The 22,087-nt window shown below is 42.5% G+C and carries 25 protein-coding genes and 1 riboswitch; of the genes, 2 read left to right on the plus strand and 23 right to left on the minus strand.

The window, feature by feature from the left end; all coding sequences use genetic code 11:
• Window positions 1–35: 35 nt before the first annotated feature.
• Window positions 36–341 (plus strand): hypothetical protein, encoded by a 306-nt coding sequence (locus ABT997_RS00075; protein ID WP_350018453.1) that lies wholly within the window; start codon window positions 36–38, stop codon window positions 339–341.
• A 177-nt stretch (window positions 342–518) separates the two neighbouring features.
• On the opposite strand, the gene ABT997_RS00080 is transcribed toward ABT997_RS00075, so the two are convergent.
• The 10 genes from ABT997_RS00080 to ABT997_RS00125 form a co-directional block, all read right to left on the minus strand.
• On the minus strand, window positions 519–1,526 hold the full coding sequence (locus ABT997_RS00080) for a DUF1002 domain-containing protein (protein WP_350018454.1): 1,008 nt from the start codon (window positions 1,524–1,526) through the stop codon (window positions 519–521).
• A gap of 206 nt (window positions 1,527–1,732) precedes the next feature.
• Window positions 1,733–2,335 carry a lysozyme family protein gene (locus ABT997_RS00085; protein WP_350018455.1) on the minus strand — a complete coding sequence of 201 codons (603 nt, stop codon included), beginning with the start codon at window positions 2,333–2,335 and terminating at the stop codon, window positions 1,733–1,735.
• Window positions 2,335–3,309, minus strand: a complete 975-nt coding sequence (locus ABT997_RS00090; RefSeq protein ID WP_350018456.1) for a nucleoid-associated protein — start codon at window positions 3,307–3,309, stop codon at window positions 2,335–2,337. Before ABT997_RS00090 ends, ABT997_RS00085 begins: the two co-directional genes overlap by 1 nt.
• Window positions 3,310–3,317: 8 nt before the next feature.
• Complete coding sequence (gene glyA, locus ABT997_RS00095) at window positions 3,318–4,574, minus strand: serine hydroxymethyltransferase (RefSeq protein WP_350018457.1); 1,257 nt, start codon at window positions 4,572–4,574, stop codon at window positions 3,318–3,320.
• Window positions 4,575–4,585: 11 nt separating this feature from the next.
• Complete coding sequence (locus tag ABT997_RS00100) at window positions 4,586–5,017, minus strand: GNAT family N-acetyltransferase (RefSeq protein ID WP_350018458.1); 432 nt, start codon at window positions 5,015–5,017, stop codon at window positions 4,586–4,588.
• A complete protein-coding gene (locus ABT997_RS00105; protein WP_350018459.1) occupies window positions 5,007–5,618 on the minus strand; it encodes an L-threonylcarbamoyladenylate synthase in 612 nt (203 codons plus the stop codon). The genes ABT997_RS00100 and ABT997_RS00105 overlap by 11 nt, the downstream gene beginning before the upstream one ends.
• Complete coding sequence (gene prmC, locus ABT997_RS00110; protein WP_350018460.1) at window positions 5,605–6,441, minus strand: peptide chain release factor N(5)-glutamine methyltransferase; 837 nt, start codon at window positions 6,439–6,441, stop codon at window positions 5,605–5,607. The genes ABT997_RS00105 and prmC overlap by 14 nt, the downstream gene beginning before the upstream one ends.
• Window positions 6,441–7,520: a peptide chain release factor 1 gene (prfA, locus tag ABT997_RS00115; RefSeq protein ID WP_350018461.1), complete on the minus strand. Its 1,080-nt coding sequence runs from the start codon at window positions 7,518–7,520 to the stop codon at window positions 6,441–6,443. The genes prmC and prfA overlap by 1 nt, the downstream gene beginning before the upstream one ends.
• A gap of 9 nt (window positions 7,521–7,529) precedes the next feature.
• Window positions 7,530–8,009, minus strand: a complete 480-nt coding sequence (locus ABT997_RS00120; RefSeq protein ID WP_350018462.1) for a GNAT family N-acetyltransferase — start codon at window positions 8,007–8,009, stop codon at window positions 7,530–7,532.
• A 21-nt stretch (window positions 8,010–8,030) separates the two neighbouring features.
• A complete protein-coding gene (locus ABT997_RS00125; RefSeq protein WP_125329409.1) occupies window positions 8,031–8,615 on the minus strand; it encodes a thymidine kinase in 585 nt (194 codons plus the stop codon).
• Window positions 8,616–9,034: 419 nt separating this feature from the next.
• On the opposite strand from ABT997_RS00125, the gene ABT997_RS00130 reads away from it, so the two are divergent.
• Window positions 9,035–9,217 (plus strand): 4-oxalocrotonate tautomerase, encoded by a 183-nt coding sequence (locus ABT997_RS00130; RefSeq protein ID WP_001117401.1) that lies wholly within the window; start codon window positions 9,035–9,037, stop codon window positions 9,215–9,217.
• A gap of 177 nt (window positions 9,218–9,394) precedes the next feature.
• Here ABT997_RS00130 and ABT997_RS00135 read toward each other — a convergent pair whose 3' ends face one another.
• The 13 genes from ABT997_RS00135 to ABT997_RS00195 form a co-directional block, all read right to left on the minus strand.
• Entirely contained in the window at window positions 9,395–10,741 is a 1,347-nt protein-coding gene (locus ABT997_RS00135; RefSeq protein ID WP_350018463.1) for an MATE family efflux transporter, read from the minus strand.
• A 115-nt stretch (window positions 10,742–10,856) separates the two neighbouring features.
• Entirely contained in the window at window positions 10,857–12,119 is a 1,263-nt protein-coding gene (locus tag ABT997_RS00140; protein WP_350018464.1) for a nucleobase:cation symporter-2 family protein, read from the minus strand.
• Window positions 12,119–12,700, minus strand: coding sequence for a xanthine phosphoribosyltransferase (locus ABT997_RS00145; protein WP_350018465.1), 582 nt, complete (start codon window positions 12,698–12,700; stop codon window positions 12,119–12,121). The genes ABT997_RS00140 and ABT997_RS00145 overlap by 1 nt, the downstream gene beginning before the upstream one ends.
• Window positions 12,701–12,775: 75 nt before the next feature.
• A riboswitch (purine riboswitch) is annotated at window positions 12,776–12,871 on the minus strand.
• Window positions 12,864–13,847: a GMP reductase gene (gene guaC / locus ABT997_RS00150; protein WP_061563986.1), complete on the minus strand. Its 984-nt coding sequence runs from the start codon at window positions 13,845–13,847 to the stop codon at window positions 12,864–12,866. (Overlaps the previous riboswitch by 8 nt.)
• A 191-nt stretch (window positions 13,848–14,038) precedes the next feature.
• Complete coding sequence (locus ABT997_RS00155; protein ID WP_195549863.1) at window positions 14,039–14,749, minus strand: alpha/beta hydrolase; 711 nt, start codon at window positions 14,747–14,749, stop codon at window positions 14,039–14,041.
• Window positions 14,746–15,306, minus strand: coding sequence for a sugar O-acetyltransferase (locus ABT997_RS00160; protein ID WP_350018466.1), 561 nt, complete (start codon window positions 15,304–15,306; stop codon window positions 14,746–14,748). Before ABT997_RS00160 ends, ABT997_RS00155 begins: the two co-directional genes overlap by 4 nt.
• Window positions 15,307–15,362: 56 nt before the next feature.
• Window positions 15,363–15,488 (minus strand): hypothetical protein, encoded by a 126-nt coding sequence (locus ABT997_RS00165; RefSeq protein ID WP_023023285.1) that lies wholly within the window; start codon window positions 15,486–15,488, stop codon window positions 15,363–15,365.
• 254 nt (window positions 15,489–15,742) lie between these two features.
• Window positions 15,743–15,940, minus strand: a complete 198-nt coding sequence (locus ABT997_RS00170) for a twin-arginine translocase TatA/TatE family subunit (RefSeq protein ID WP_236128165.1) — start codon at window positions 15,938–15,940, stop codon at window positions 15,743–15,745.
• Between the two features lie 3 nt (window positions 15,941–15,943).
• Complete coding sequence (gene tatC / locus ABT997_RS00175) at window positions 15,944–16,663, minus strand: twin-arginine translocase subunit TatC (RefSeq protein WP_306474873.1); 720 nt, start codon at window positions 16,661–16,663, stop codon at window positions 15,944–15,946.
• Complete coding sequence (locus tag ABT997_RS00180) at window positions 16,653–18,335, minus strand: FTR1 family iron permease (protein WP_350018467.1); 1,683 nt, start codon at window positions 18,333–18,335, stop codon at window positions 16,653–16,655. Before ABT997_RS00180 ends, tatC begins: the two co-directional genes overlap by 11 nt.
• Window positions 18,313–19,521, minus strand: coding sequence for an iron uptake transporter deferrochelatase/peroxidase subunit (efeB, locus tag ABT997_RS00185; RefSeq protein WP_350018468.1), 1,209 nt, complete (start codon window positions 19,519–19,521; stop codon window positions 18,313–18,315). The genes ABT997_RS00180 and efeB overlap by 23 nt, the downstream gene beginning before the upstream one ends.
• A gap of 2 nt (window positions 19,522–19,523) precedes the next feature.
• Window positions 19,524–20,393, minus strand: a complete 870-nt coding sequence (gene efeO, locus ABT997_RS00190) for an iron uptake system protein EfeO (RefSeq protein WP_023026835.1) — start codon at window positions 20,391–20,393, stop codon at window positions 19,524–19,526.
• 93 nt (window positions 20,394–20,486) lie between these two features.
• Window positions 20,487–22,028 (minus strand): ClC family H(+)/Cl(-) exchange transporter, encoded by a 1,542-nt coding sequence (locus ABT997_RS00195; protein WP_350018469.1) that lies wholly within the window; start codon window positions 22,026–22,028, stop codon window positions 20,487–20,489.
• Window positions 22,029–22,087 lie beyond the last annotated feature (59 nt).

Here is a 22,087-nt window from a genome sequence, read left to right on the forward strand (position 1 = left end):
TAAGTAAAATACTTTTGAAGTTTAGGAGAAACAAAATGTCGGAAATTACAGTATCGCGTCAAACTGGCCTCGTAGGTGTATTATTGAAGGTAAACGTTTATATCAATGGAAAATGTGTCGCCAACTTAAGTAAAGATGAAACCGTGGCACTTCCACTTCCTGAAGGGCTTGATATGGTCAAGGTCTACGTAGATCAAAGAGGAGCCTTCACTCGTTCTAAGGAAGTAATCGTAAAAGCTGGTCAAACTGCTATTATTAAAGGATCTGCTTGGAAGACGTTTCTAGGATTCTTCGGAAGAATCTTGGGTATTCCTTATCTCTCAATCGAAGTAACAGATTAAGAGAGTGGGACAGAAATCGGTAATTCGTTAGAATTCGATTTTGTCGTCCCACCTACGCACAGTTGAGTAGGGCTGTAAAAGCTGATGAAATCAGTGTAGTAGAGCCCACTCAACCACTGCGTCTTGCTCGACAATCCAAAGATAATTTGAGAGGCTGGGACTTTTGTCCCAGCCTCTTTATTGTGTATTCCTCTTGGTTCGATGACGATGAACATGATACGCCATTAATCCGACTCCAAGGAGGATCAGGAGTCCTAGTCCAATCATGGGATATAAAGGAAGATTGTTGCTTTCTTTCAATAGTGTCTCCGTATTGAGCTTAGTATCAATCGAATTAAAGCTATCTCCTGCCTTCTCAATGATATCCTGTTTTAGAGCTTTGAGGGACTTGACAAGGTTTTTATCGGAGCTTAGCTGACTATTAGAGAGCTTGCTAGCAAAATCAACTAATTGTTTGGTTTGTTTATCCGTTATAGCGCCTTCTAATTGATAAGTTTTCAGAATCTTTGTTACTAGCTTTTGAAAATCTTTTTTCTCGTGCTTTTTGTCTTGATTGCTTTCTGTTAGCGCTGCGATTTTAAGATCAATGACAGCTACATTGAGTTTATCTTCATGAAAGTTTTTTTTACGGGCACTCTCTTTATAGATCGATGCAAGCAGGGATAATTCTTCTTGAGCGAGTGTTTTATTTTCATCAGAAATCGTGCTACCATTTTGCTCAAGGGAGTATGCGACCGCTGCAAGTGCGCTTAAACCTGATGCTTCTGTTGGGGAGGCAATCGTGACATCTGCACGTTCTATACCAAGAGTGGTTAGAGCATTTCGGTTCATATCTGCGGTTACTTCTGTTATATTTTGAGGAGTGACAATGTGCACACTAACGGGCGCTTTCTTGGCTTGTTTCTGTAGTTTAACAGAGGAATAATGATCTCCATTCTCATCAATCGTAAAGCTTGTATAAGCAGAAGGATTCATTGTTTTCCATTCCTTATCTATTTCCTCGTTATACATCAAGAGACTAAGGGTTTGCTCGACTTGAAATTCATCCAATGATGAGCCAATGACATAGTCAGGTTGGCTATATTTTTGATTAATAACTTTTTGAATGGTTGAATTGGCAAAAACTGTTGAAGAGCTTGCAAGGAGTGCAAACCAGCTAGCGATAATGATTCCAATAAATTTCATGACTGGTTTCATACTTTCTCAATAACCCCTTCTAGAATACTAATACGTTTTCGGACAATAAAAAGGAAGCAGGTTTTATCCCTTTGCCTCCTTTTTAGTTTATCCTTTTTATCTTAAGACTGGCTTACAGCTTCTTTAAAAACAGATGACAGTTTTCTCCATAAAAAAACAAGGGTTTCTTCCCTTGTTTAGAGTGATTGTTTGTATTAGAACCAGGAAAAGAGTTTCATAATGAACTGATTCATTTCAACGAGACGTGAATAATAATAATTTCCCCCATTAACGTACAGCTCTGAGCCATGTAAAAATGAAATAGGATGGAGATAAAGATAGGTCTTACCAGTAACATTTCCAAGACTCGGTGCAACCACTTCTTTTGAGTATTTACGGGCTAATCCAAGACTATTTTTCCCGCCATTTTTAGCTACATATTCAATGTAATCTTGTCCGAAATTATAAGCCTGGACAGCTGTCCAAGGATCAACACCCTTCTCCTTTGCTTTTCGCAGATTCTCAGAGAGGGTTTGAATCCCTTGGCGGATACTTTCTTTGTTATTGGTGATAGAATTTGTCTGACCTGTTGCACTTTCACTGGCCTGCATGACATCATCTTCCTTACCCTTGGTCTCTGTATAAATCATAGCAAGGATCAGGTCTTCATTGGTACCAGTGTCTTCCTCGGCCAATACTTCACGCACTAAGGTACGATAAGTCATGACCTGCTTGACATCCCGGTGTATCTGATAGCCCTTGTATATGAAAAAGACGAGCAAGAGGCAAAAGAAAATTTTTATTATTCGTTTCATCATTATTTATTCTGAATGTCCTCTATATTCTTGATGAGGATCGAGTAGGTCCCATTCTCATTCTGGATGAACTCTACCGATTCAGCATCTTCGTAAACATGATTGGGAACCAAAAGCTCAATTCCGTTTGAAAGGGAGAGCTTTTGGTTTTCAAATTTTTTCAATTGGCGACTGGCATCAATCTCATCGAAGCGAACAGGTTCTGGAATAGACTCTTTCACCTGATCGACAAAACTGAGTCGAGCCGTAAGGTTGTTATCAAACAAATCATTGGCTAACTTTTCAGGTGACAGTTCATTCTCTTCTTCCAGTTGGTTGAAAATAGCTGATTTGACTTTGGATTGGAACTGAAAATCGTCTTGTTGGAAATTCTCCGCAATCCGCTGGGCCGCTTTTTCGATTTCTTTGATCGATTTTTTAGGTGAAATTTTGGGTTGCTCCTGAAGAAGATTCTCAGAGAAATAGTTCAAAAACGCTCCATTGTACTTGATTCGTTTTTCAATCAAATGGTACTTGCGGCTTTGAAGATTAATGACCAAAGCTTCATCTGCACCAGTCCCAAAGCCAGGTAGATTGTTTTGTGTTAATTTGATTGGGTTGTCTACTTCTCCCCCAAGATGGGTCAAGGTTTCCCGCAAGGCAATCCGAAGAAAGGCAAAGTGGTCTACTCCCTCTTTTGAGAATTGGATGAACACCAAATCGTTAGTCTTTTGATTCTCAGAGACGACAAATTCTTCTTTCCAGCGGTTAGCTACGGCTACTGATGTTTCTAGCAGGTCATCCGAAATCATCTCAAGAAAAGGGTTGTCCTCTTCAAAGATACCGGTCTTGGCCTCATCAGAATAGACCCGTTCTATCTTTTTGCGCAAGTATTCCTCAATTTTTGGTGTAATATTGAGGAACTTATCTGCTAAATAGAGTTCTGTATCATCTGGGCTGAATTGATGAATGATGGCTTTCTTTACGTAAATATCCATAAGATGGTTTAGTCCTCATAAAGTGGAAAGGCATCCGTCAAGGATTTGACTTGGTCCCGTACTTCTTCTAATACAGTTGGGTTATCTGCGTTTTTCAAGGTTTTGATCATCAGTTCAGCCACAGTACGGCTTTCATCTACACCAAAACCACGAGCGGTGATGGCTGCTGCCCCAATTCGAATCCCACTAGTCTTAAATGGTGATAAGGTTTCGTAAGGGATGGAGTTCTTGTTGAGGGTAATGTTGACTTCATCTAACAAGTTTTGCGCCACTTTTCCATTTTCAACGACTTTAGTGACATCGACAAGGAAAAGGTGGTTCTCAGTTCCGCCTGAAATGACACGGAAATCAGGATCTTGTAAAAAGACATCAGCCATGGCCTGACTGTTTTTAATGACGTTCGCGGCATATTCTTTAAAGGCTGGATCGAGGGCTTCTTTGAAAGCAACGGCTTTGGCTGCAACGACATGCTCTAGTGGTCCTCCTTGGATACCAGGGAAGATGGCAGAATTGATCTTCTTAGCCAAATCTTCATCATTTGTCAAAATCAAGCCGCCACGTGGGCCACGAAGAGTTTTGTGAGTCGTCGTAGTCGTGATATGAGCATAAGGAACTGGGCTTGGATGAAGACCTGCAGCGACCAACCCAGCTATATGGGCCATATCGACCATGAGTTTAGCCCCTACTGCATCTGCAATCTCACGGAATTTTGAGAAATCAATGATGTGAGAGTAGGCTGAAGCACCAGCTACAATCAACTTTGGCTTGACTTCTTGGGCTTGTTTTAAGATAGCGTCAAAATCTAAGAGTTCTGTTTCCGGATCTACGCTATAAGATACAAAGTTATAAGTTTGCCCTGAGAAGCTTACAGAAGCTCCGTGAGTCAAATGCCCACCTGCAGCCAGATCCATTCCCATAACAGTGTCTCCAGGCTCAATCAAAGCCATATAGGCAGCACAGTTGGCCTGACTGCCTGAGTGGGGTTGAACATTGGCAAACTTAGCACCAAAGATTTCCTTAGCGCGTTCAATCGCCAGGCTTTCAACAACGTCTACAACATCAGTCCCACCGTAGTAACGACGACCCGGATAGCCTTCTGCGTATTTATTGGTCAGGATAGACCCTTGTGCAGCCATAACTGCCTTGGAGACCACGTTTTCAGAAGCGATCAACTCGATATTATTTTGCTGGCGCTCTTCCTCTTTTGCAATCGCATCCCATAAAGCCGCATCATAGGCTTTGTAATCTTCTTTGTCAAAAATCATAGGTCTTCTCCTTAAATAAATTTTATAAAACGTTTTTGTAGCTTATCACAGCTATAACCGACATGTTCGTAGAAGGCGTGAGCTTCGGTGCGGTAATCTGCAGAATTCAAGCGAATAAAAGCGTACCCACGTTGATTGGCTTCTACTTCTAAACCTTGAAGCAAGGTTTTACCAATCCCTTTGCCTTGTTGACAGGGCAAAACGGCTAAGGCCAAAATATTAAAACCTGGATCCGAGTAAAGTGACTGGTAAACTTCTGCATGAACATAACCAAGCAGTTGTTGGGTCACGCTATCTTCAAACCCGATGAAAAAATGGTGAGCATCTTTAGTTAGTTTAGCTAGTTGCTGGGCTGTTTTCTCAGTAGAAAAAGAGTAGCCTAATGCTTGCTCGTTAATCTGACACAAAGCTTCCACATCCGATAATAACAGGTTACGTAACATCTTCTTCCTCCTCGAAAGTAATCTCTGGTACACGCTCAAGTATCTCCAAACGTGTAATGGCACCCTGACGCAAGATGCGAGCTTTAGGACCCGTGAGGTCTAGAATAGTTGAATCCTGCCCAGTTAGAAAGCTATCGTCTTCAAGTCCTAAAACTCCATGGCCAAGTTCCTTAAGAATTTGCTGGCACTGGGTTCCACTAGCTTCCCCTGAGAGATTGGCAGAAGGTCCAATCAAGGGACCTGTTTTACGAATTAATTCCAACGTCTTTGGATGGGCTGGCATGCGAAAGCCAACCGTAGCCATTCCAGAATTGATCCAACTTGGGACTCCTTCATTAGCCTCAAGGATGATGGTTAAAGGGCCTGGTAAAAAACTCGCGATTAGTTTTGATAGATAGGGTGGTTGATTCTTCGAATAAAATCGAATTTCCTCTTCGCTGGAAATGTTGAGGTTCATTGCCTTCTCGCGAGGGCGCTGCTTTAGAGCATAGACCTGATCAACCGCTGCTTCATCCAAGGCCTTGGCAAATAGCCCATAGACAGTTTCTGTCGGTAAGACAACTGCACGACCAGCTTCTAATTCTTTCTCAAATAGATCCATTGTCCACCACCACCATTCTATCCTGTCCAAATTGGTCTTTCTGAACTCGAACTTGTTTGTTTGGAAAAGCCTCTTGAAAGAGCTCTTTTACTTTGTTACCTTGCTTATAGCCGATTTCTAGATAGATCTTTCCATCTGGTGTTAATACACTCGGTGCTTGCTGAGCAATCTTTTCATAGATGGCATAGCCGTCTCTATCCGCAAAGAGAGCTAAGTGAGGTTCAGAGGCTAATACATTGACTCCGACTTCTTCTACATCATCATGAGAGATATAGGGAGGGTTGGACACAATCAGGTCATAGGGACCTGCTAGCTGATCTAGAACATCTGAAGACTTGAAGTCAACGACTGCTTCTAGTTGTTGGGCATTTTCTTGAGCAAGCTCCAAAGCTTCTTCTGATACATCACTAGCTTGAACCTGCCAGGAAGGTCTAGCGAGCGCTAAGCTAATAGCAATGGCACCACTTCCTGTTCCAATATCCAGAACTTGTAAGGTTTCCCCGTCGTTTTCTTCAAGAATGAGTGCAACCAATTCTTCCGTTTCAGGTCTAGGAATTAGCACGCGCTCATCAACTGTAAAAACATTGCCACAAAAGTCGGCGCTCCCAATAATATACTGGGCAGGGACGTGATGTTTCAACTGCGCAAAGATGGAATCAAGCAAGGCCTGATCCTCTGCTTCCACCTCTTTTTGCAAGGCAAGGACAAAGTCTGTAAAGGTCCAGTTTTTTAAAGCACGATATGCGAAGGAGAGGCTTTCTGCTTCCTCTCCAACGGCTATTAATGCTTCTTCATACTGGGCTAATAATGGTCCCAACAACATTATTTGTTCAACTCTTCTAGTTTTTGTGTTTGATCATACAAGACCAAAGCATCGACCACTTCATCTAATTTACCAGATAAGATGGTATCCAATTTTTGAAGGGTCAAGCCAATCCGGTGATCGGTCACACGGTTTTGAGGGAAGTTGTAAGTCCGGATCCGCTCTGAACGGTCACCAGTACCGATAGTAGACTTCCGCTCAGCGTCTTGCTCGTCTTGGGCAATCTGAGCAAAGTGGTCAGCCACACGCGCACGAATGATCTTCATGGCTTTTTCACGGTTCTTCTGTTGCGTCCGTTCTTCCTGCATCTCAACCTTGATGTTAGTAGGTAAGTGGACGATACGAACGGCTGTTGCGACCTTGTTGACATTCTGTCCACCTGCACCAGATGCATGGTAGATGTCAATCCGAAGGTCTTTTGGATCAATGTCGTATTCAACTTCTTCGATTTCTGGCATGACCAGAACGGTTGCTGTAGAGGTATGGACACGACCTTGGCTTTCCGTCACAGGAACGCGTTGTACCCGGTGGGCACCTGATTCGTACTTGAGTTTGGAATAGACAGATTGACCAGATACCATGGCCACTACTTCTTTGATCCCACCAACGCCGTTGTAGGAAGCTTCCATGACTTCAAAGCGCCAACCTTGGCTTTCCGCATATTTTTGGTACATCTGCAAAAGGTCGCCAGCAAACAACTGTGCTTCGTCTCCTCCTGCTGCTCCACGGATTTCCAAGATAATGTTCTTGTCATCGTTTGGATCTTTTGGAAGAAGTAAGATCTTCAGTTTTTCTTCATACTCTTCTTTTTCAGCCTTGGCATCTTTGAGCTCTTGCTTGGCCATTTCTTCCAAATCTGCATCGCCGCCTGATTCCTTGATCATTTCTTCAGCATCGACGATATTTTGAAGGACTTGTTTGTATCCTCGGTATGCTGTCACCGTATCACGAGTGGAAGCCTCTTCTTTTGAAAGCTCCATAAAGCGTTTGGTATCAGAGACTACATCTGGGTCACTCAATAATTCCCCTAACTCTTCATAACGGTCTTCCACAGCTTGTAGTTGATCATAGATATTCATGTTTGCTCCTTAATTCTTGGTTGTTAGATCATAGATTGCTACAATTTCGTCTTCTATGACTTGGCCAGTTTCTTTAAATCCATAATGGAGATAACAAGATCTCGCATGTTTATTTTCTGGTTCATATGATAACCAAAGACTTGTTGCTTTTCCAGCTGGCTCTGTTCGAACAAAGTCAATGACTGCATCCATAGTCAGTTTAAAATAGCCTAAACCTTGAAATCGTTTATCTATCATAAAACGAAATAACAAGTAGTTCCCCTTACTGATCCCAATTTTCCGGTCATAGGCAATCATAACAAAACCAACTAATACTTCCTTATCATAAACTGCTAAGGGAGCTATAAAATCACCATTTTTATCATATACATAGGCTTCAGCTAAACTAATGGAATTGGATGCAATAAAATTCCTTTGGTTTGGATGAACTTCTAGATTTAAAACGTCAAAATAATTCTCTATTGTAATATATTTTAAACAAATAGACATTTTTATCCTCTCTAAAACGTTCTAGACGCTTTCAGTTGGTATGTCTGGATTAAAATAATGTTTGCGGCAAACCGAGATATAGGTCTCGTGACCACCGATTTGGATCTGCTCTCCATCGTAGACGGGTTTTCCCGCTTGGGTACGCAAGACCATAGTCGCCTTGCGGGAACAGTATTGGCAGATAGTTTTGATCTCCTCAATCTTGTCCGCTAACAAGAGGAGGTGTTTGGAACCTTCAAAGAGTTCATTTCGGAAATCATTTTTGAGGCCAAAAGCCATCACCGGCACATCCAGTTCATCAACAACCCTAGCCAAGTCATAGACATGGTGGCGTTTCAAAAACTGAGCTTCATCGATCAAGACACAATAGGGTTTCTCTTCCAAACTTTGGATATAACCGAAGATATCTGTCTCATCTTCAATGGCCATAGCTTCTCGTTTCATACCGATCCGGCTAGAAACTACTCCAACTCCATCTCGTGTATCGATTGCCGAGGTCATGATGACGACGCTCTTGCCTTGCTCTTCATAATTATGGGCCACCTTCAAGATTTCAATGGTTTTCCCTGAGTTCATGGTCCCATATTTATAATATAATTGTGCCATTTTCCTTCTGTTCTCTCTAAAATGTGTTTCATTATATTATAACACGGGCAGTAAATTAGGGCAACTTATAGAGAGGTTCACCATTGGATGATGGACTATGGACGTAGAGTTCTACGAAGCCTTGTTTTTCCTGTTTGCACTAGCAAAAATTTCACTCTGTTGCCACTTCATTTTTGTTATTTGAGAATAAAAAAAGCGTCTATCATTTCCCTGACAAAATGACAAACGCATAGTGAGAGACCACTTCTCACAAATTAATTATACCATAATAAGTGAAGTTATGTAAGTAGGTAGTACTAAATATTGGTAAAAAATTTTTATATGGTTATTAAACTTATACTCGCAACATCTACATAGACTCCTCCTTTTCATATAAAATGTGATAAAATAAGGTTAAGATTTATAAAGGAGGTGGCGCAATGCCATTTGTACGTATTGATTTATTCGAAGGGCGCACCTTGGAGCAAAAGAAAGCTTTGGCCAAGGAAGTAACCGAGGCTGTCGTTCGGAATACAGGTGCTCCGCAATCTGCTGTTCATGTCATTATCAATGATATGCCTGAAGGAACCTACTTCCCTCAAGGTGAAATGCGCACTAAATAAGAGAGTGGGACAGAAATCGGTAATTCGTTAGAATTCGATTTCGTTGTCCCACCTCCGCACAGTTGAGTAGGGCTGTAAAAGCTGATGAAATCAGCGTAGGAGAGCCCACTCAACCACTGCGTTTTGCTCGATAATCCAAAGATAATTGAGAGGCTAGGACTTTTGTCCCAGCCTCTTTTAGGAATTTTGGTATTTCTTTTGTATCTGCCATAGTCGAAGTTGGTAGCAGATTCCACTCACGACAAGGCTAGAAATGAGGCCAATCCAATAAGCATAGGGACCGAGGTCAGTCACATGATCAAGGAAAATCCCTAGAGGAATAGAGATACTCCAATAACTAAAGACTCCTAATAAGAAAGGAACGGTTGTATCCTTATAGCCTCGCAAAATTCCTTGTAGGGGGGCTGCAAAGGTATCGGCTACTTGGAAAAAGAGACTAAAGGTCATGAATATAGCTGTTTGCTGAACAAAGATTGGATCCTTGCCATACAATCCAGCCAGTTGGTAGCGGAATGTATATAGAAAGACAAGGGTAATAATCGCAAAGCCAAAGGCTGTCAATCGTCCCAAACGGCAATATTGTTTCACTACCTCCGGTCTTCCGGCTCCTAGTTCGTAAGATACAATAATGGCCATGGTGCTTGAGATACTAACTGGGAAAGCATACATCATGTTTGAAAAGTTCATAGCAGATTGGTGACTAGCAATGGTGAGTGATGGGAATTTTGCCATGAGCAGTCCAACAAGTGAGAAGATGATGACTTCAGCAAAAACAATTCCCCCGATTGGAAGGCCAAGGTGCAATACTTCTTTGACTCCTTTAAAATCATAAGGTTGTGGCTTCCACAATTGATAAGGAGCTACCTTGGGATGCTTGCATAAGATCAAAACTGCAATAGCCAGCAAGACCCAGTAGGCCAGAGAGGTTCCAAGACCTGCTCCTGCGCCTCCCATCTCAGGAAAACCAAAGGCTCCATAGATCAGGATATAGTTAAAACATGCATTCAAAGGTAAGAGCAAGAGCATCAAGTACATGGATAGACGCGTCATTCCTAACGTATCCAGGAAGGTCCGTACAATACTAAAGAGCAACAAGGGTAAGATTCCTAGAGAAAGGAAATATAAGTAACGAATCGCTATTTGAGCAACAGTATTTTCTAAGCCGATTTGCTTGAGTATGATTGGCGCAATCCCCCAGACAAAGCCTATTAAGAGAACAGCCATACCAAATGACATATAAAGAAATTGGTAAAAATCGCTAGCAATCCGCTCTTTGTTTCCCTTGCCTAGGTGATGCCCGACAATCGGCGTTAGGGCAGAGACAATTCCTGTCAGGAAAGTAAAAAAGGGATTCCAAAGACTAGTGGCAGTCGAAACACCAGCTAAGTCCAAGGTATTGTATTGTCCTGTCATGGCTGTATCAACAAAACTAGCAGAGTAGTTAGCAAGTTGATAGACCAGGAGAGGGATAAATAGACTGACAAACAAGCGCAAGCGCTCTTTAAAATGATGGGTTAAATACATGGTAGGACTCTCTTCTTATCAAGTTATATTTTTCTCTTCCACTCTACTATATGTCTCCTTAAATGTCAAAAGAATTAAAAAACTGAAGATCTAACAGATCCTCAGTTTATTTAGATTATTTTTTGTTGCGGTTCAAGATGGCGTTGAGAATAATTGCCAAGACGCTGGCAACAACAATTCCGTTTGCGAAGAACATTTTAAAGGCGCTTGGTAGACCATTAAAGAGGGTGCTGTTATTTAACCCTACCCCTGCTGCAATTGATACAGCCGCGATGAGGAAATTGTGCTCATTGTGTTCAAAATCAACACGCGCAAGGATTTGCATCCCTTGAATAGACACAAAACCAAACATGACCAACATAGCTCCACCAAGTACTGGACTTGGGATGATTTGCGCCAAAGCTCCAAACTTAGGCAGGAGACCGAGAAGAACGAGGAAACCAGCCGCGTAGTAGATTGGAAGACGGGTCTTGATACCAGATAATTTCACCAAGCCGACGTTTTGTGAGAACCCTGTGTAGGGGAAGGTATTGAAGATACCGCCGAGAAGGACGGCCAACCCTTCAGCACGGTAGCCATTGCGGAGGCGCGTGCTATCAATTGGATCTTTTGTAATATCTGAAAGGGCAAGATAGACACCAGTCGATTCGACCATGGAAACAGTTGCGATGATACACATCATGACGATTGAAGTGATTTCAAACTTAGGAGCTCCAAAGAAGAATGGTGTTGGGACATGAAGGACTGGAGCTTGTTCTACAGGAGTGAAGTCTACCAAGCCCATAGAAGCTGCGATAGCTGTTCCTACAATCAACCCAATCAAAATAGAAATAGATTTGATAAAGCCTGTTGTATAGATGTTGACCACAAGAATGATGAGAATGGTAATCACGGCCAAGATCAGACTTTGCACCGTAGGTTCTTCAGCATTGTTCCCCATATTCCCAATCGCAACTGGAATCAAGGTCAAACCAATGGTCGTAATGACAGATCCCGTCACAATGGATGGGAAGAGGTTGGCGATTTTCGAGAAGAATCCTGAGACCAGAACCACGTAAATCCCTGAAACAATCAAGGCACCAAACATGGCCCCACTACCATGGCTAGCCCCAATCATGCTAAGAGGTGCTACAGACTGGAAGGCCACCCCAAGGACGACCGGAAGACCAATCCCGAAATGTTTGTTTAACTGCAATTGCAGGAAGGTGGCTACCCCACACATAAAGATATCTGTAGAGATGAGATAGGTTAGTTGCTGGGCATTATATCCCAAAGCGCCTGCAATCATAATCGGTACTAGAATAGAGCCCGAATACATGGCTAATAGGTGTTGCAAGCCTAGAATGGCTGCCTGTGAATGGTTTTCTTGTTTTTGCATTAGATGTCTGCCTCCTTAAATACAACCTGACCATTTTCAAAACGGTCCAAACGAGCAAGTGAAACAACTGGGTAGCCGAGTTCTTCTAACAGTCCACGGCCATCTTGGAAGGATTTCTCAATGACGATACCGACAGCTTCTACACTCGCACCAGCTTGTTCGATGATCTGGATTAAGCCCTTAGCTGCTTGGCCATTTGCCAGAAAGTCATCAACGATTAAGACGCGATCATCTGGTGTTAAAAACTTGCTAGCAATGGAAACCGTACTGGTCACTTGCTTGGTAAAGGAATAGACTTCTGATGTCAAAATCCCTTCATTCATGGTAATATTCTTGGCTTTTTTAGCAAAGATCATGGGAAGTTCCAAAGCTTCTGCCACATAGAGGGCAGGAGCAATCCCTGAAGCTTCAATGGTCACAATCTTGGTCAGACCAGCATCTTTAAAGCGTTCCGCAAAAGCCTTCCCAACTTCTTTCATCAACTGGTAATCCACTTGGTGGGTCAAGAAGGAATCGACCTTGAGGATATTCTCTCCCAGGACATTTCCGTCTTTCAAAATGCGTTCTTCTAGTAATTTCATGTTTTCTCCTAAACAGTTTGGAACAAAAAATAGAGACTTACCAAGTAAGCCTCTACAGAATCCAAGTATCCCTGGATCAATCTAAGACTTACTTATTGTTAGGTGTTCCGGCACCTTGTAGAGACCTTGCGCCAATCCGCAAGATAAATAAGTAATTGTAGTTTTAATGAGAGTCACCATTCCAGATAGAATTCTTTACGATGACATAATCGACATGCTTGAGATCAGCAACCTTGCGACCTCCAGCATAGGAAATAGAACTTTGCAAGTCTTGCTCCATCTCTGTCAAGGTATCTTGCAGATGACCTTTGGCTGGTAGAAGGATTTTCTTACCTTCAACATTTTTATAGGCCCCTTTTTGGTACTCTGAAGCAGATCCATAATACTCTTTAAAGGCTTCCCCGTCGACTTCAACAGTCTTCCCTGGGCTTTCAATGTGACCTGCAAAGAGAGAACCGATCATGACCATGCTAGCACCAAAACGAATGGATTTCGCAATATCTCCATGGGTCCGAATTCCACCATCTGCAATAATCGGCTTGCGAGCTGCTTTTGAACACCAACGAAGGGCAGCTAACTGCCAACCGCCAGTACCAAAGCCAGTCTTCACTTTTGTAATGCAGACCTTACCAGGTCCGATCCCGACCTTGGTAGCATCTGCTCCAGCGTTTTCCAACTCACGAACAGCTTCTGGAGTTCCGACATTTCCTGCTATGACAAAGGTATCTGGTAATTCCTTCTTGATATGCTGGATCATTTGGATGACACTATCTGAGTGTCCGTGAGCGATATCGATGGTGATGTATTCTGGTGCGTCGTCCTTGAGTTGAGTCACAAAGTCGTACTCATAGTCTTTTACTCCAACTGAAATGGAAGCAATTAAGCCCTGATCGTGCATACGTTTGATAAAGGGAATGCGACCAGCTTCGTCAAAGCGGTGCATAATGTAAAAATATCCCCCTTTAGCCAGTTGCTCGGCCACATCCTCATCCAGGATAGTCTGCATGTTGGCAGGTACCACTGGTAGCTTGAAGGTGTGCTTACCAAACTGAACGGTCGTGTCAGCTTCTGCACGACTTTTGATAATACACTTGTTAGGGATTAATTGAATATCTTCGTAATCGAAGATTGGAAATTCGTTTAACATACGGATTGGAATCTCGTTTCTAAATTTTAAATCGTGATGCGTCATCACTACGCCTTCCGACGTTTCCATTCAAGATTATAGCAAAGATACGGAGTCGATTCAATTAGAATGCTGATTATTGAATTAATGTTCGGAAATTACTAGACGAATGGATAGAACAACTTCTATATATGAGTTATTTATGAACAAATTTAAATCCAATTGATGATTTCTTTACTGACAAGCTCGGGAACTGCTGTATAAAAATCATGGCCTAGATCCTTTAAGAGCACCTTCTTAATAGAAGGATCTAAATTTTCAAGTGCACTAGCTCTCCATTCAGGCTCATCCTGGTATTTAGGACCGATAAACAAGACCTTGGTATCCGTTAGTGGAGCTTGAAAAGATCGTAGCTCTCGTCTGAGTCTCAGCAGGGAAAGAACCGCTTGTGGATCCAAATCCAGTTCATAATGATGGAGATCAGGATTCCAACGATAACTGGATTGGATGGCCTTTATAGTCGTCGGCGAAGGATTGTCAGTATCTCCAAGTTCACTTGCAACAGCTTCCTCTAGAGATGGAAATACCTGTTGCTTCAGATAGGCGAGTGTCTCTTCGATTTCCTGCTCTAGTGGTAAGATCTGGTCCATGTCAAGATAGCCACCATCTAGCAGAACCAGATTGGTAATTTGAGGCATATTGGATGCTAGGTATCGCGCCAAATCTCCACCCAGTGAATGGGCAATGATACAAGTATTTTCGATAGAATCCGCATGGGCTTCAAACCAATCTACTAAATCTTGGGAAGATTCCAGCTTTACCTTATAGGGATCTAGATAGGTAATGGGGTATGGAAAGCAGTGAGCAAATTCGCTCATATGATTTTCGTTACTTCCGAGTCCTCCCATAAAGTAAAACTTCACTCTTTCACCTCTATTTCCTTAATGATTCTGGCAGGATTACCAGCTAGGACTACGTTATCCCCGAAGGATTTGGTCACCACTGCTCCTGCTCCAACGACGACATTATCGCCTAAGGTCACGCCTGGAAGGATGATAGCTCCACCACCCGCCCAGAAGTTATCTCCAATCGTTATTGGAGTTCCATATTCCTTTCCTGCATTCCGTTCATGCGGATCTAGCGGATGGAGAGGGGTAAGAAATTGGCAATTGGGACCGATCATGGCGTTATTACCAATCCTGATCGGGCAGACATCCAGCATAGTTAGGTTCCAGTTGGCATAAAAGTTCTCACCCAAGTGGATATTGACCCCATAGTCACAAGCCAAGAAGGGGTGCAAGGATAGATTTTCTCCAGTAGATCCGAACCAACTTTTTATGAGTTGACTCCGCTTCTCACCGTCTGCTTCTTGGTTAAAGGCAAATTGCTTGGTCCGAGCTTCTTGTGCTAACTTCCTCAATTCTGGATCAATGGGACTGTAAAACTCGCCAGCAATCATCTTTTCATATTCCGTTTTCATAATTATCTCCGTCCAATAGTAAAAAACCACTCATAGTGAGTGGGCTTGTTTATTTCTTAATGGTACATCAGGTAGCCATCAAAGAGCTCAAATATTTTTCCTATCGCTCGGAAAACAAGAGCCGCAACAAGGGCAACCAGCAAAAAGTAAGCTACAGCAAAAATCACACTAATGATCATCATGACACACTCCTTTTTAATGTACTTTTTCCACCCTCTATTATACTCCTGGTCAATTTTAGATTCAAGGAAAACGCTATCAAGAATTGATTTGTTTTCAATTTGTAATTTACAAAAATTTTCAGACGGATCAAAAATAACAAAAAGCAGGATTTATACTTAGATATCATTTTAACGATTTACTCCTGCTTTTACTATTATTGAAAATGAAAGAACAAAAGATAGTTCTGTCAGAAAATATCATGAAAGGTAAGCTATTATTCTTCAGTCTTACCAGTCTTTTCTTTGTCCTCTTCTTTTTCAGCGACACCATTGTTGACGGCTGACTTGAATTCAGAAAACATTTTTCCAAGTGAGTGTCCTAACTCAGGCAAACGCTTTGGTCCAAAGATTAAGAGGGCTCCCAGGATGATAATAATCAATCCCGGTGCACCGATATCACGTAAAATTCCCATAATTTATCTCCTTTTTTGTATACGGTTATAGATGATGCGACTGATGCCCAGACTCACTTCATAGAGCAAGATCAGGGGCACGGTCATTGCTAAATCACTGATGAAATCAGCTGGCGTCAGGACGACTGCCAGTACCAGCAATAGAAAGTAGGCTATCCGACGATAGCGCCTTAACCAGTCTGGCGTTAAGATATGAATCGAGGTCAAAAAGGCTACAAGGACCGGCAATTCAAACAAGACACCCAAAGGTACTGTTGTATGAAAGATGAAGGCCAAGTAGTTCTGTGCCGTTAACTGGATGGTAAACTGGCCTTGTCCCAACTTCAAGAGCACCTCGAGAATAGCTGGACTAACCAGATAATAGCCGAAGAGTAAGCCTAGCAAGAAACAAAGCAAACTGGCCGGCACATAGAGCAGAATGGCTCCAGCTTCTCCTTTTCTCAAAGCTGGTTTTACAAATTGCCAGACTTGAAAGAGGGTGAAGGGCAGGGTGATGGTAAAGGCTATTAAGCTCGCCAACTGAAGGTAGATGCTTAAAATGTCATTAGGGCCAAGGACCAAGAGTTTCTCTCGAAATCCAGCCGTCAAAAAGGCATAAAGCTGGTCAGAAAACAAGAGGGCTCCACAAAAGACAACGAAAAAACAAAGGATACAAGCGATGAAGCGTCGTCTAAACTCGCTTAAATGCTCTACAATAGTGAGCCTTCTATCTTCATTTTTCATGCTGCTTCACCGTCACAATCCCGACAATAAGAACGAATAGAACTTGGCAAGCAAGAACTTCCCAGCTCGGATAGATCCCCGCCCAATCAATGGTTGGGAAATTACTCAAGATATGATTGGGAAGCATATTGGTTAATTGAAGCGCGTGCAGGCTCACCCCCAGCATCTTAAAGGCCAGGGCATAGATCATCCAAGTCAGGATGAAGAAAATCTTATGTGGCTTGACCAGATGGCTCGCCTTGGTCATGAGAATAGCAAGAATGGCTAAAACTGCAAGAGCTAAGCCAATCCCTAGGAAGAAATCAAAGGAGCGAATACGAGGGAGGATCCCCACATAGAAAAGGATGGTCTCAGCCCCCTCACGGAAAACAGCTAAGAAACTGAGGGCAAACATGGAAATGAAGCTTCCAGTTGCTGTCACAGCCTTCATCTGACTTTCCATGAATTGGTTCCATTTTTTAACGGAGGACTTACGATGTAGCCAAATCCCAATGACGATCATCATGCCTACTGCGATAATTCCTACTGCTCCTTCAATGACCTCACGGTTGGAAGCTGAAGTAACAGCTGGGAATAAGAATTGAAGAGCTACTGCAATGGCTGCACTCGCTAGAATACCTAGAAGAGCCCCTGCATAAACCCATTTCAAGCCTTTGAATAGTTTTGCTGACTTGAGAACGGTCACTAAAGCCATGACAATCAAAAGCGCTTCAACTCCCTCACGTAAGAGGATCAACATAGCGTCAACCGCCGAATAGGAAGCGGTGGTATCAATAGCAGATAGATCACTAATCAGAGCTTCCAGTTGTTTTTGATACTTGCTTTCGTTCCCCTTGACCATGATGACAGGACTCTGACTTTCCACCCGAGTATAGAGACCAGGATTGGTCGTGCTGACATCGCCCTCGATTGTTGGCCAAATGGTAATGAATTCCTTCATGGCTTGACTAGCTTGGCTAGTGTCATTGGCTTGGAAGAGGCTCAGAGCTTTCTTAAGGAGCTTGATCCCGTCTGAAAGGGTCAGATTGGAGCTTGTTTCCTCAATCTTTTCCCCACTAATAAATTGATCCAACACATTTTTTAGGTCATTGTAAGAAGATTGGATGGAGTCAAAGTTTGTAGGCTCTGTTTCGATCGCACTTCTCAAGAAGGAAATGGCTGTTTCTACCTTTCCGTAATAAGCGGTACTGTGATCTCTGACAACCGCTTCATTCCGGGTCCAGGTGTTGTTTAAATCAGCGTAAGCCTTTCGTGTCGCTTGGAGATCCTTTGCCGTGATCGCCTCTTGTAGCTTCTCAAAGTAAGGCTGCAAGCGAGTTTCTAGCTTCTCCTTTTCAGCATCCAGATCGACTGGATTTTGCTCTTTTTCAAAGGCTAGCAAGGAAGTGGAGACAGTCACCAATTGCTTTTCTGTGATCTCGCCTTCCAAGTCCAGACTTTTCTGGACTTCTTTTCCTGCCTTGGAATCATGATTGGCTTTCTTCAGAAATTCTTCTTTTATCTCTGCAACAAGAGTGTGAGCCTTTTCTTGATCCTTATCCCGAACTGCTGTCGTTGCATCTGTGATTTTGATAAAGAGATCACTATAAGACTCAGCTTGGACAGGGGTGACGATGAAAAAGAGACAGGCTACTAGGACGACTATCAATTTATTCAAATAAGTCTTGACCAATGTATCCTCCTTCCTTCACACCTCCGAAGCAGGCAAAGAGGCCACTGCCAATATGGGTCACATATTCATTCATCTTATCGTCTGCCCCAAGATTGGTTTGGATTTTCACAAAGCTGTCTGGATCCTTTTGAAAGGCAATAAAAAGCAATCCTGCATCAAACTGCCCCGTTTTCGGATCAATCCCATCAGAGTAAGAATAAGAGCGTCGCAAAATTGGCAGATCCACTTCTTTGGCCAAACGGACATGTGAGTCAACTGGTAAGAGGGAGAGGTCCACTTCGTCAAACTCGTTTTGCTTTCCAAATGGTGCGCCACTTTCTTTATAGCGTCCAAAGGTATTTTCTTGCTCCTGCAGGTTGGTCCGGTCCCAGGTCTCTAGGTGCATGATAATCCTGCGGACAGCCATGTAAGAGCCGTTTTTCATCCAGTCTTGACTATCAGCCCAGACGACCTTATCAAAATCTTTCTCCGTTGTAACGTTGGCAGTCCCATCCTTAAAGCCAAAAAGGTTCCGGGGCGTTTCCATGCGATCCCCAATAGCAGCAAATCCTGATTGGCTCCACTTCATGGTCACCTTATTGCGTCCTTTACGAATCAGATTGCGGACAGCATGAAAGGCCACCTGCTCATCATCTGCACATGCTTGGATAACGACATCACCACCCGTATACTGCTCTCTCAACTGTTCCTTAGGAAAAGCTGGCAGATCCCGGAAGAGTTTGGGACGTTTCTTTTCAAGGCCTAGTTTGGTCAAAAAGCTAGCCGAAACACCAAAGGTTAGGGTGAGGCGGTAAGGATTTAGTCCGACTGTTTCCCCAGTATCACTTGGAGGCAAGAGAGCGTTGGATCCATCTTTTTTGACCAGTTCTCCATTGACTAATTTCTGGCTATAATCTGTCCAGTCTTTAAACAACTGAATCAATTCGTTTTTATCTGTCGTCCGGAGATCGAGCACCACAAAATAGATATTCTTCTGCATGGGGGTGGTAATTCCAGCCTGATGCTTGCCGTAAAAGCTAATTTCTTCTTGACCGTCTGCGATATTTTTGGAGCCTTGCTCCTTATTAGCGAAAAAAGCAGAAGCACCGGATAGACCAAGTGCTAAGCCTGCTCCCCCAATACCTGCTTTTTTCAGAAATTCGCGACGATCCATCTTCTTTTCAAAAAATTTTTCGTCTTTTGTCATTGTTATTTACCGTTTAAAATGATTCCCATTTGAGAGAGTGGTTCTCCCAATTTTGTAACTGCTTCTGCTAGTTCTTTGGTATCTTCTTCTGTTAGGTCTGTATATGATTTATAGTTGGAATCATCAGTCATATGTTTGTCTAACAAGTCATTCACCGCCTTGAATTCTGTTTCAAGGGTTTTCACTAGTTTGGCATCCTTCTTCTCAATGAGAGGTTTGAAGAGAGCAAAGATCTTCTCAGCCCCTTCGATATTGGCACGGAAGTCATAGAGATCTGTATGAGAGAAAATTTCTTCTTCCCCAGTGATCTTTTGTGTCGCCACTTCATTCAAGAGGTCAACCGCACCTGTCAACATCAAATCTGGCGTTACTTCTACTGTCGCAATCTTAGCTTTCAACTCTTTGATATCATTTACCAATTGCTCTGCATATTTTTCAGTGCCTTCGGTTGTATTTTGTTCCCAGAGGATGCGTTCGATACGGTGGAAGCCTGACCATCCTTCTTCTGATTTATTTTCATCGACATAGTCAACCAAACGGAAGTCAATCTTGACATCAGACTCCCCAAAGCTTTCAGCAATTGGTTCAGAGCGTTCATAAGACATCCGAATCAAAGGATAGACCTTCTTAGCTTCTTCTAAATCACCACTTTTGAGGACTCTTTGAAATTCCTCTGTATCTTTTAACAACTGATCGATTTGTCCTTGCACAAACTCCTTGTATTCACTTGTCGCCTGGTCCAAGGCTTTTTGGTCCTCTTTAGACAATTTCACTGTCGAAGAGGAACTATTTGTTGTTGTGTTTTTTGAAGATGTATTGGCACAGCCCGCTAATAAAGCGACTGATAAGAGTGTTACTGCAAGTTTTTTCATGAGAATTTCTCCTGGATTCGTTCTTTACGTGGTCTATTATAGCAAAGATTTTCTCATTTTTCAACAATTGTCAGAAAACTTTAATAAAATGAATTAAAGAAGTAATTCTTTCACTCGACCGATATCTGTCTCTTTTACCACGAGGTAGATGCTATCTCCTAGATAGAGTCGGGTACTACCATGCACCGTACTATTTTTTCCATTATGCTGATGAGTTGTGATCAGGAGGTCTCTCGGTAGATCCAAATCTCGAACCTGACGGCCTGCTATTTTCTCCGATACAGGAATTTCGATCAGGGTTAAGACATCTGAACCGCTGGTCACCTCAGGCATCAATTGCTCCAGCATAGCCTCGTAGACAGGGGCCCCTTTTAGCAGATCCATAGTAATGTAAGCTGTCAAAGTCACCAAGCCGATCGGCATCAAGGTTCGTATATCTCCTACCATTTCAGTCACTAGAATCATGGCTGTCAAGGGCGCTTTTGAAATGGCACTGAAATAACCACTCATTCCTAAAATGACAAACAAGGGAAGTTGATTAGAATGTATGAGACCAAACTTTAATAAAACAGCCGCAACCAAGGCTCCTAAAACAGATCCAAGAGCTAGAATCGGAAGAAAGATGCCACCAGGAAGACCACTACCGTAACTAATCATGCTCCAAATAAATCGTATCGCAAAATAGAAGATCAGCATCTGGATACTAAGAGGGACATGCGCTAAGTTCAAAACCAACTGATTTCCACCACCTAATAAGTGAGGGAAATAATAACCGATCGGTAGGATCAAAAGAAAGGCAAAGAGTGGATAGTAAGGAGCAGTCACCTTGAAACAGCTACCAAGCTTTTGGTATAGCCGACCAATATTTAAAACAGCAACTTCATAGAAATAACCAGTTAGGCCCAGAAAAATTCCCATCACTAAGAAAATCCAATAACTGGATAAATCGATATGTGGGATGTGGTCTGGCATGTTTAAAACAGGTGTTTGACCGAAAATATTGAGGGAGACAAAGTTTGCGACCAAACTCGCAGCCAAGGTCGATACCCAGAAGACACGAGAAAAATGATGGTAGACTTCTTCTACTACAAAGAGTAGACCCGCAATCGGTGCATTAAAGGCTGCTGCCAAACCTGCCGCAGCACCGCTGGCAATCAAGGCTCTTTCTTCTACCGGACTAAGCGCAAGTTTCTTAGCCAGCCCCTTTCCTCCCATGGCGCCAAGTTGGATACTGGGGCCTTCACGACCCAACATCAAACCACTTGCAATTGCTAAAATCCCTAAAATATACTTCTGCCAAAGCGTAGCCCACCAGTCTATCTGAAGCAGTCCTTTTAATTCTGCTTCTACTTGAGGAATACCAGATCCTTTAACGTTTTTGTTCTTTTTGATGAGCTGGCTAGCTAGCAAAATAATAAAAAGATACATAGAGAGGATAATGATCCAATTGAAAGGACCTCTTCCTAGATCCTTATACAATCCCAGGACAACATGAAAGAGATGCTCAATAAAAAATCGAAAACTCGAGACAATCGCGCCGACTACAAGCCCTACTAAAACACCTCTACTAACCTGAGATAAAATAGATCTTGAGGTCGATTGAAATTCTCTTTGGATTTGCTGACTTTGTTTCATAAATTCTCTTCACTCCCAGATTGATTGCTTTTATTATACTATTTTTCACAGCTCTTGAC

This window comes from Streptococcus australis (assembly GCF_040226615.1).
In the GTDB taxonomy this organism is placed as follows: Bacteria; Bacillota; Bacilli; order Lactobacillales; family Streptococcaceae; genus Streptococcus; species Streptococcus australis_E.

Coding starts and splice junctions, on each gene's coding strand:
- ABT997_RS00145 (WP_350018465.1), bottom strand. CDS start 12,700: ATGAAATTACTAGAAGAACGCATTTTGAAAGACGGAAATGTCCTGGGA.
- ABT997_RS00135 (WP_350018463.1), bottom strand. CDS start 10,741: ATGTATTTAACCCATCATTTTAAAGAGCGCTTGCGCTTGTTTGTCAGT.
- ABT997_RS00105 (WP_350018459.1), bottom strand. CDS start 5,618: ATGGATCTATTTGAGAAAGAATTAGAAGCTGGTCGTGCAGTTGTCTTA.
- ABT997_RS00130 (WP_001117401.1), top strand. CDS start 9,035: ATGCCATTTGTACGTATTGATTTATTCGAAGGGCGCACCTTGGAGCAA.
- guaC (WP_061563986.1), bottom strand. CDS start 13,847: ATGTTAAACGAATTTCCAATCTTCGATTACGAAGATATTCAATTAATC.
- efeO (WP_023026835.1), bottom strand. CDS start 20,393: ATGAAAAAACTTGCAGTAACACTCTTATCAGTCGCTTTATTAGCGGGC.
- prfA (WP_350018461.1), bottom strand. CDS start 7,520: ATGAATATCTATGATCAACTACAAGCTGTGGAAGACCGTTATGAAGAG.
- glyA (WP_350018457.1), bottom strand. CDS start 4,574: ATGATTTTTGACAAAGAAGATTACAAAGCCTATGATGCGGCTTTATGG.
- ABT997_RS00090 (WP_350018456.1), bottom strand. CDS start 3,309: ATGGATATTTACGTAAAGAAAGCCATCATTCATCAATTCAGCCCAGAT.
- ABT997_RS00120 (WP_350018462.1), bottom strand. CDS start 8,009: ATGTCTATTTGTTTAAAATATATTACAATAGAGAATTATTTTGACGTT.
- prmC (WP_350018460.1), bottom strand. CDS start 6,441: ATGTTGTTGGGACCATTATTAGCCCAGTATGAAGAAGCATTAATAGCC.
- ABT997_RS00080 (WP_350018454.1), bottom strand. CDS start 1,526: ATGAAATTTATTGGAATCATTATCGCTAGCTGGTTTGCACTCCTTGCA.
- ABT997_RS00125 (WP_125329409.1), bottom strand. CDS start 8,615: ATGGCACAATTATATTATAAATATGGGACCATGAACTCAGGGAAAACC.
- ABT997_RS00160 (WP_350018466.1), bottom strand. CDS start 15,306: ATGAAAACGGAATATGAAAAGATGATTGCTGGCGAGTTTTACAGTCCC.
- ABT997_RS00100 (WP_350018458.1), bottom strand. CDS start 5,017: ATGTTACGTAACCTGTTATTATCGGATGTGGAAGCTTTGTGTCAGATT.
- ABT997_RS00195 (WP_350018469.1), bottom strand. CDS start 22,028: ATGAAACAAAGTCAGCAAATCCAAAGAGAATTTCAATCGACCTCAAGA.
- ABT997_RS00170 (WP_236128165.1), bottom strand. CDS start 15,940: ATGGGAATTTTACGTGATATCGGTGCACCGGGATTGATTATTATCATC.
- ABT997_RS00085 (WP_350018455.1), bottom strand. CDS start 2,335: ATGATGAAACGAATAATAAAAATTTTCTTTTGCCTCTTGCTCGTCTTT.
- ABT997_RS00140 (WP_350018464.1), bottom strand. CDS start 12,119: ATGCAAAAACAAGAAAACCATTCACAGGCAGCCATTCTAGGCTTGCAA.
- tatC (WP_306474873.1), bottom strand. CDS start 16,663: ATGAAAAATGAAGATAGAAGGCTCACTATTGTAGAGCATTTAAGCGAG.
- efeB (WP_350018468.1), bottom strand. CDS start 19,521: ATGACAAAAGACGAAAAATTTTTTGAAAAGAAGATGGATCGTCGCGAA.
- ABT997_RS00165 (WP_023023285.1), bottom strand. CDS start 15,488: ATGATGATCATTAGTGTGATTTTTGCTGTAGCTTACTTTTTGCTGGTT.
- ABT997_RS00075 (WP_350018453.1), top strand. CDS start 36: ATGTCGGAAATTACAGTATCGCGTCAAACTGGCCTCGTAGGTGTATTA.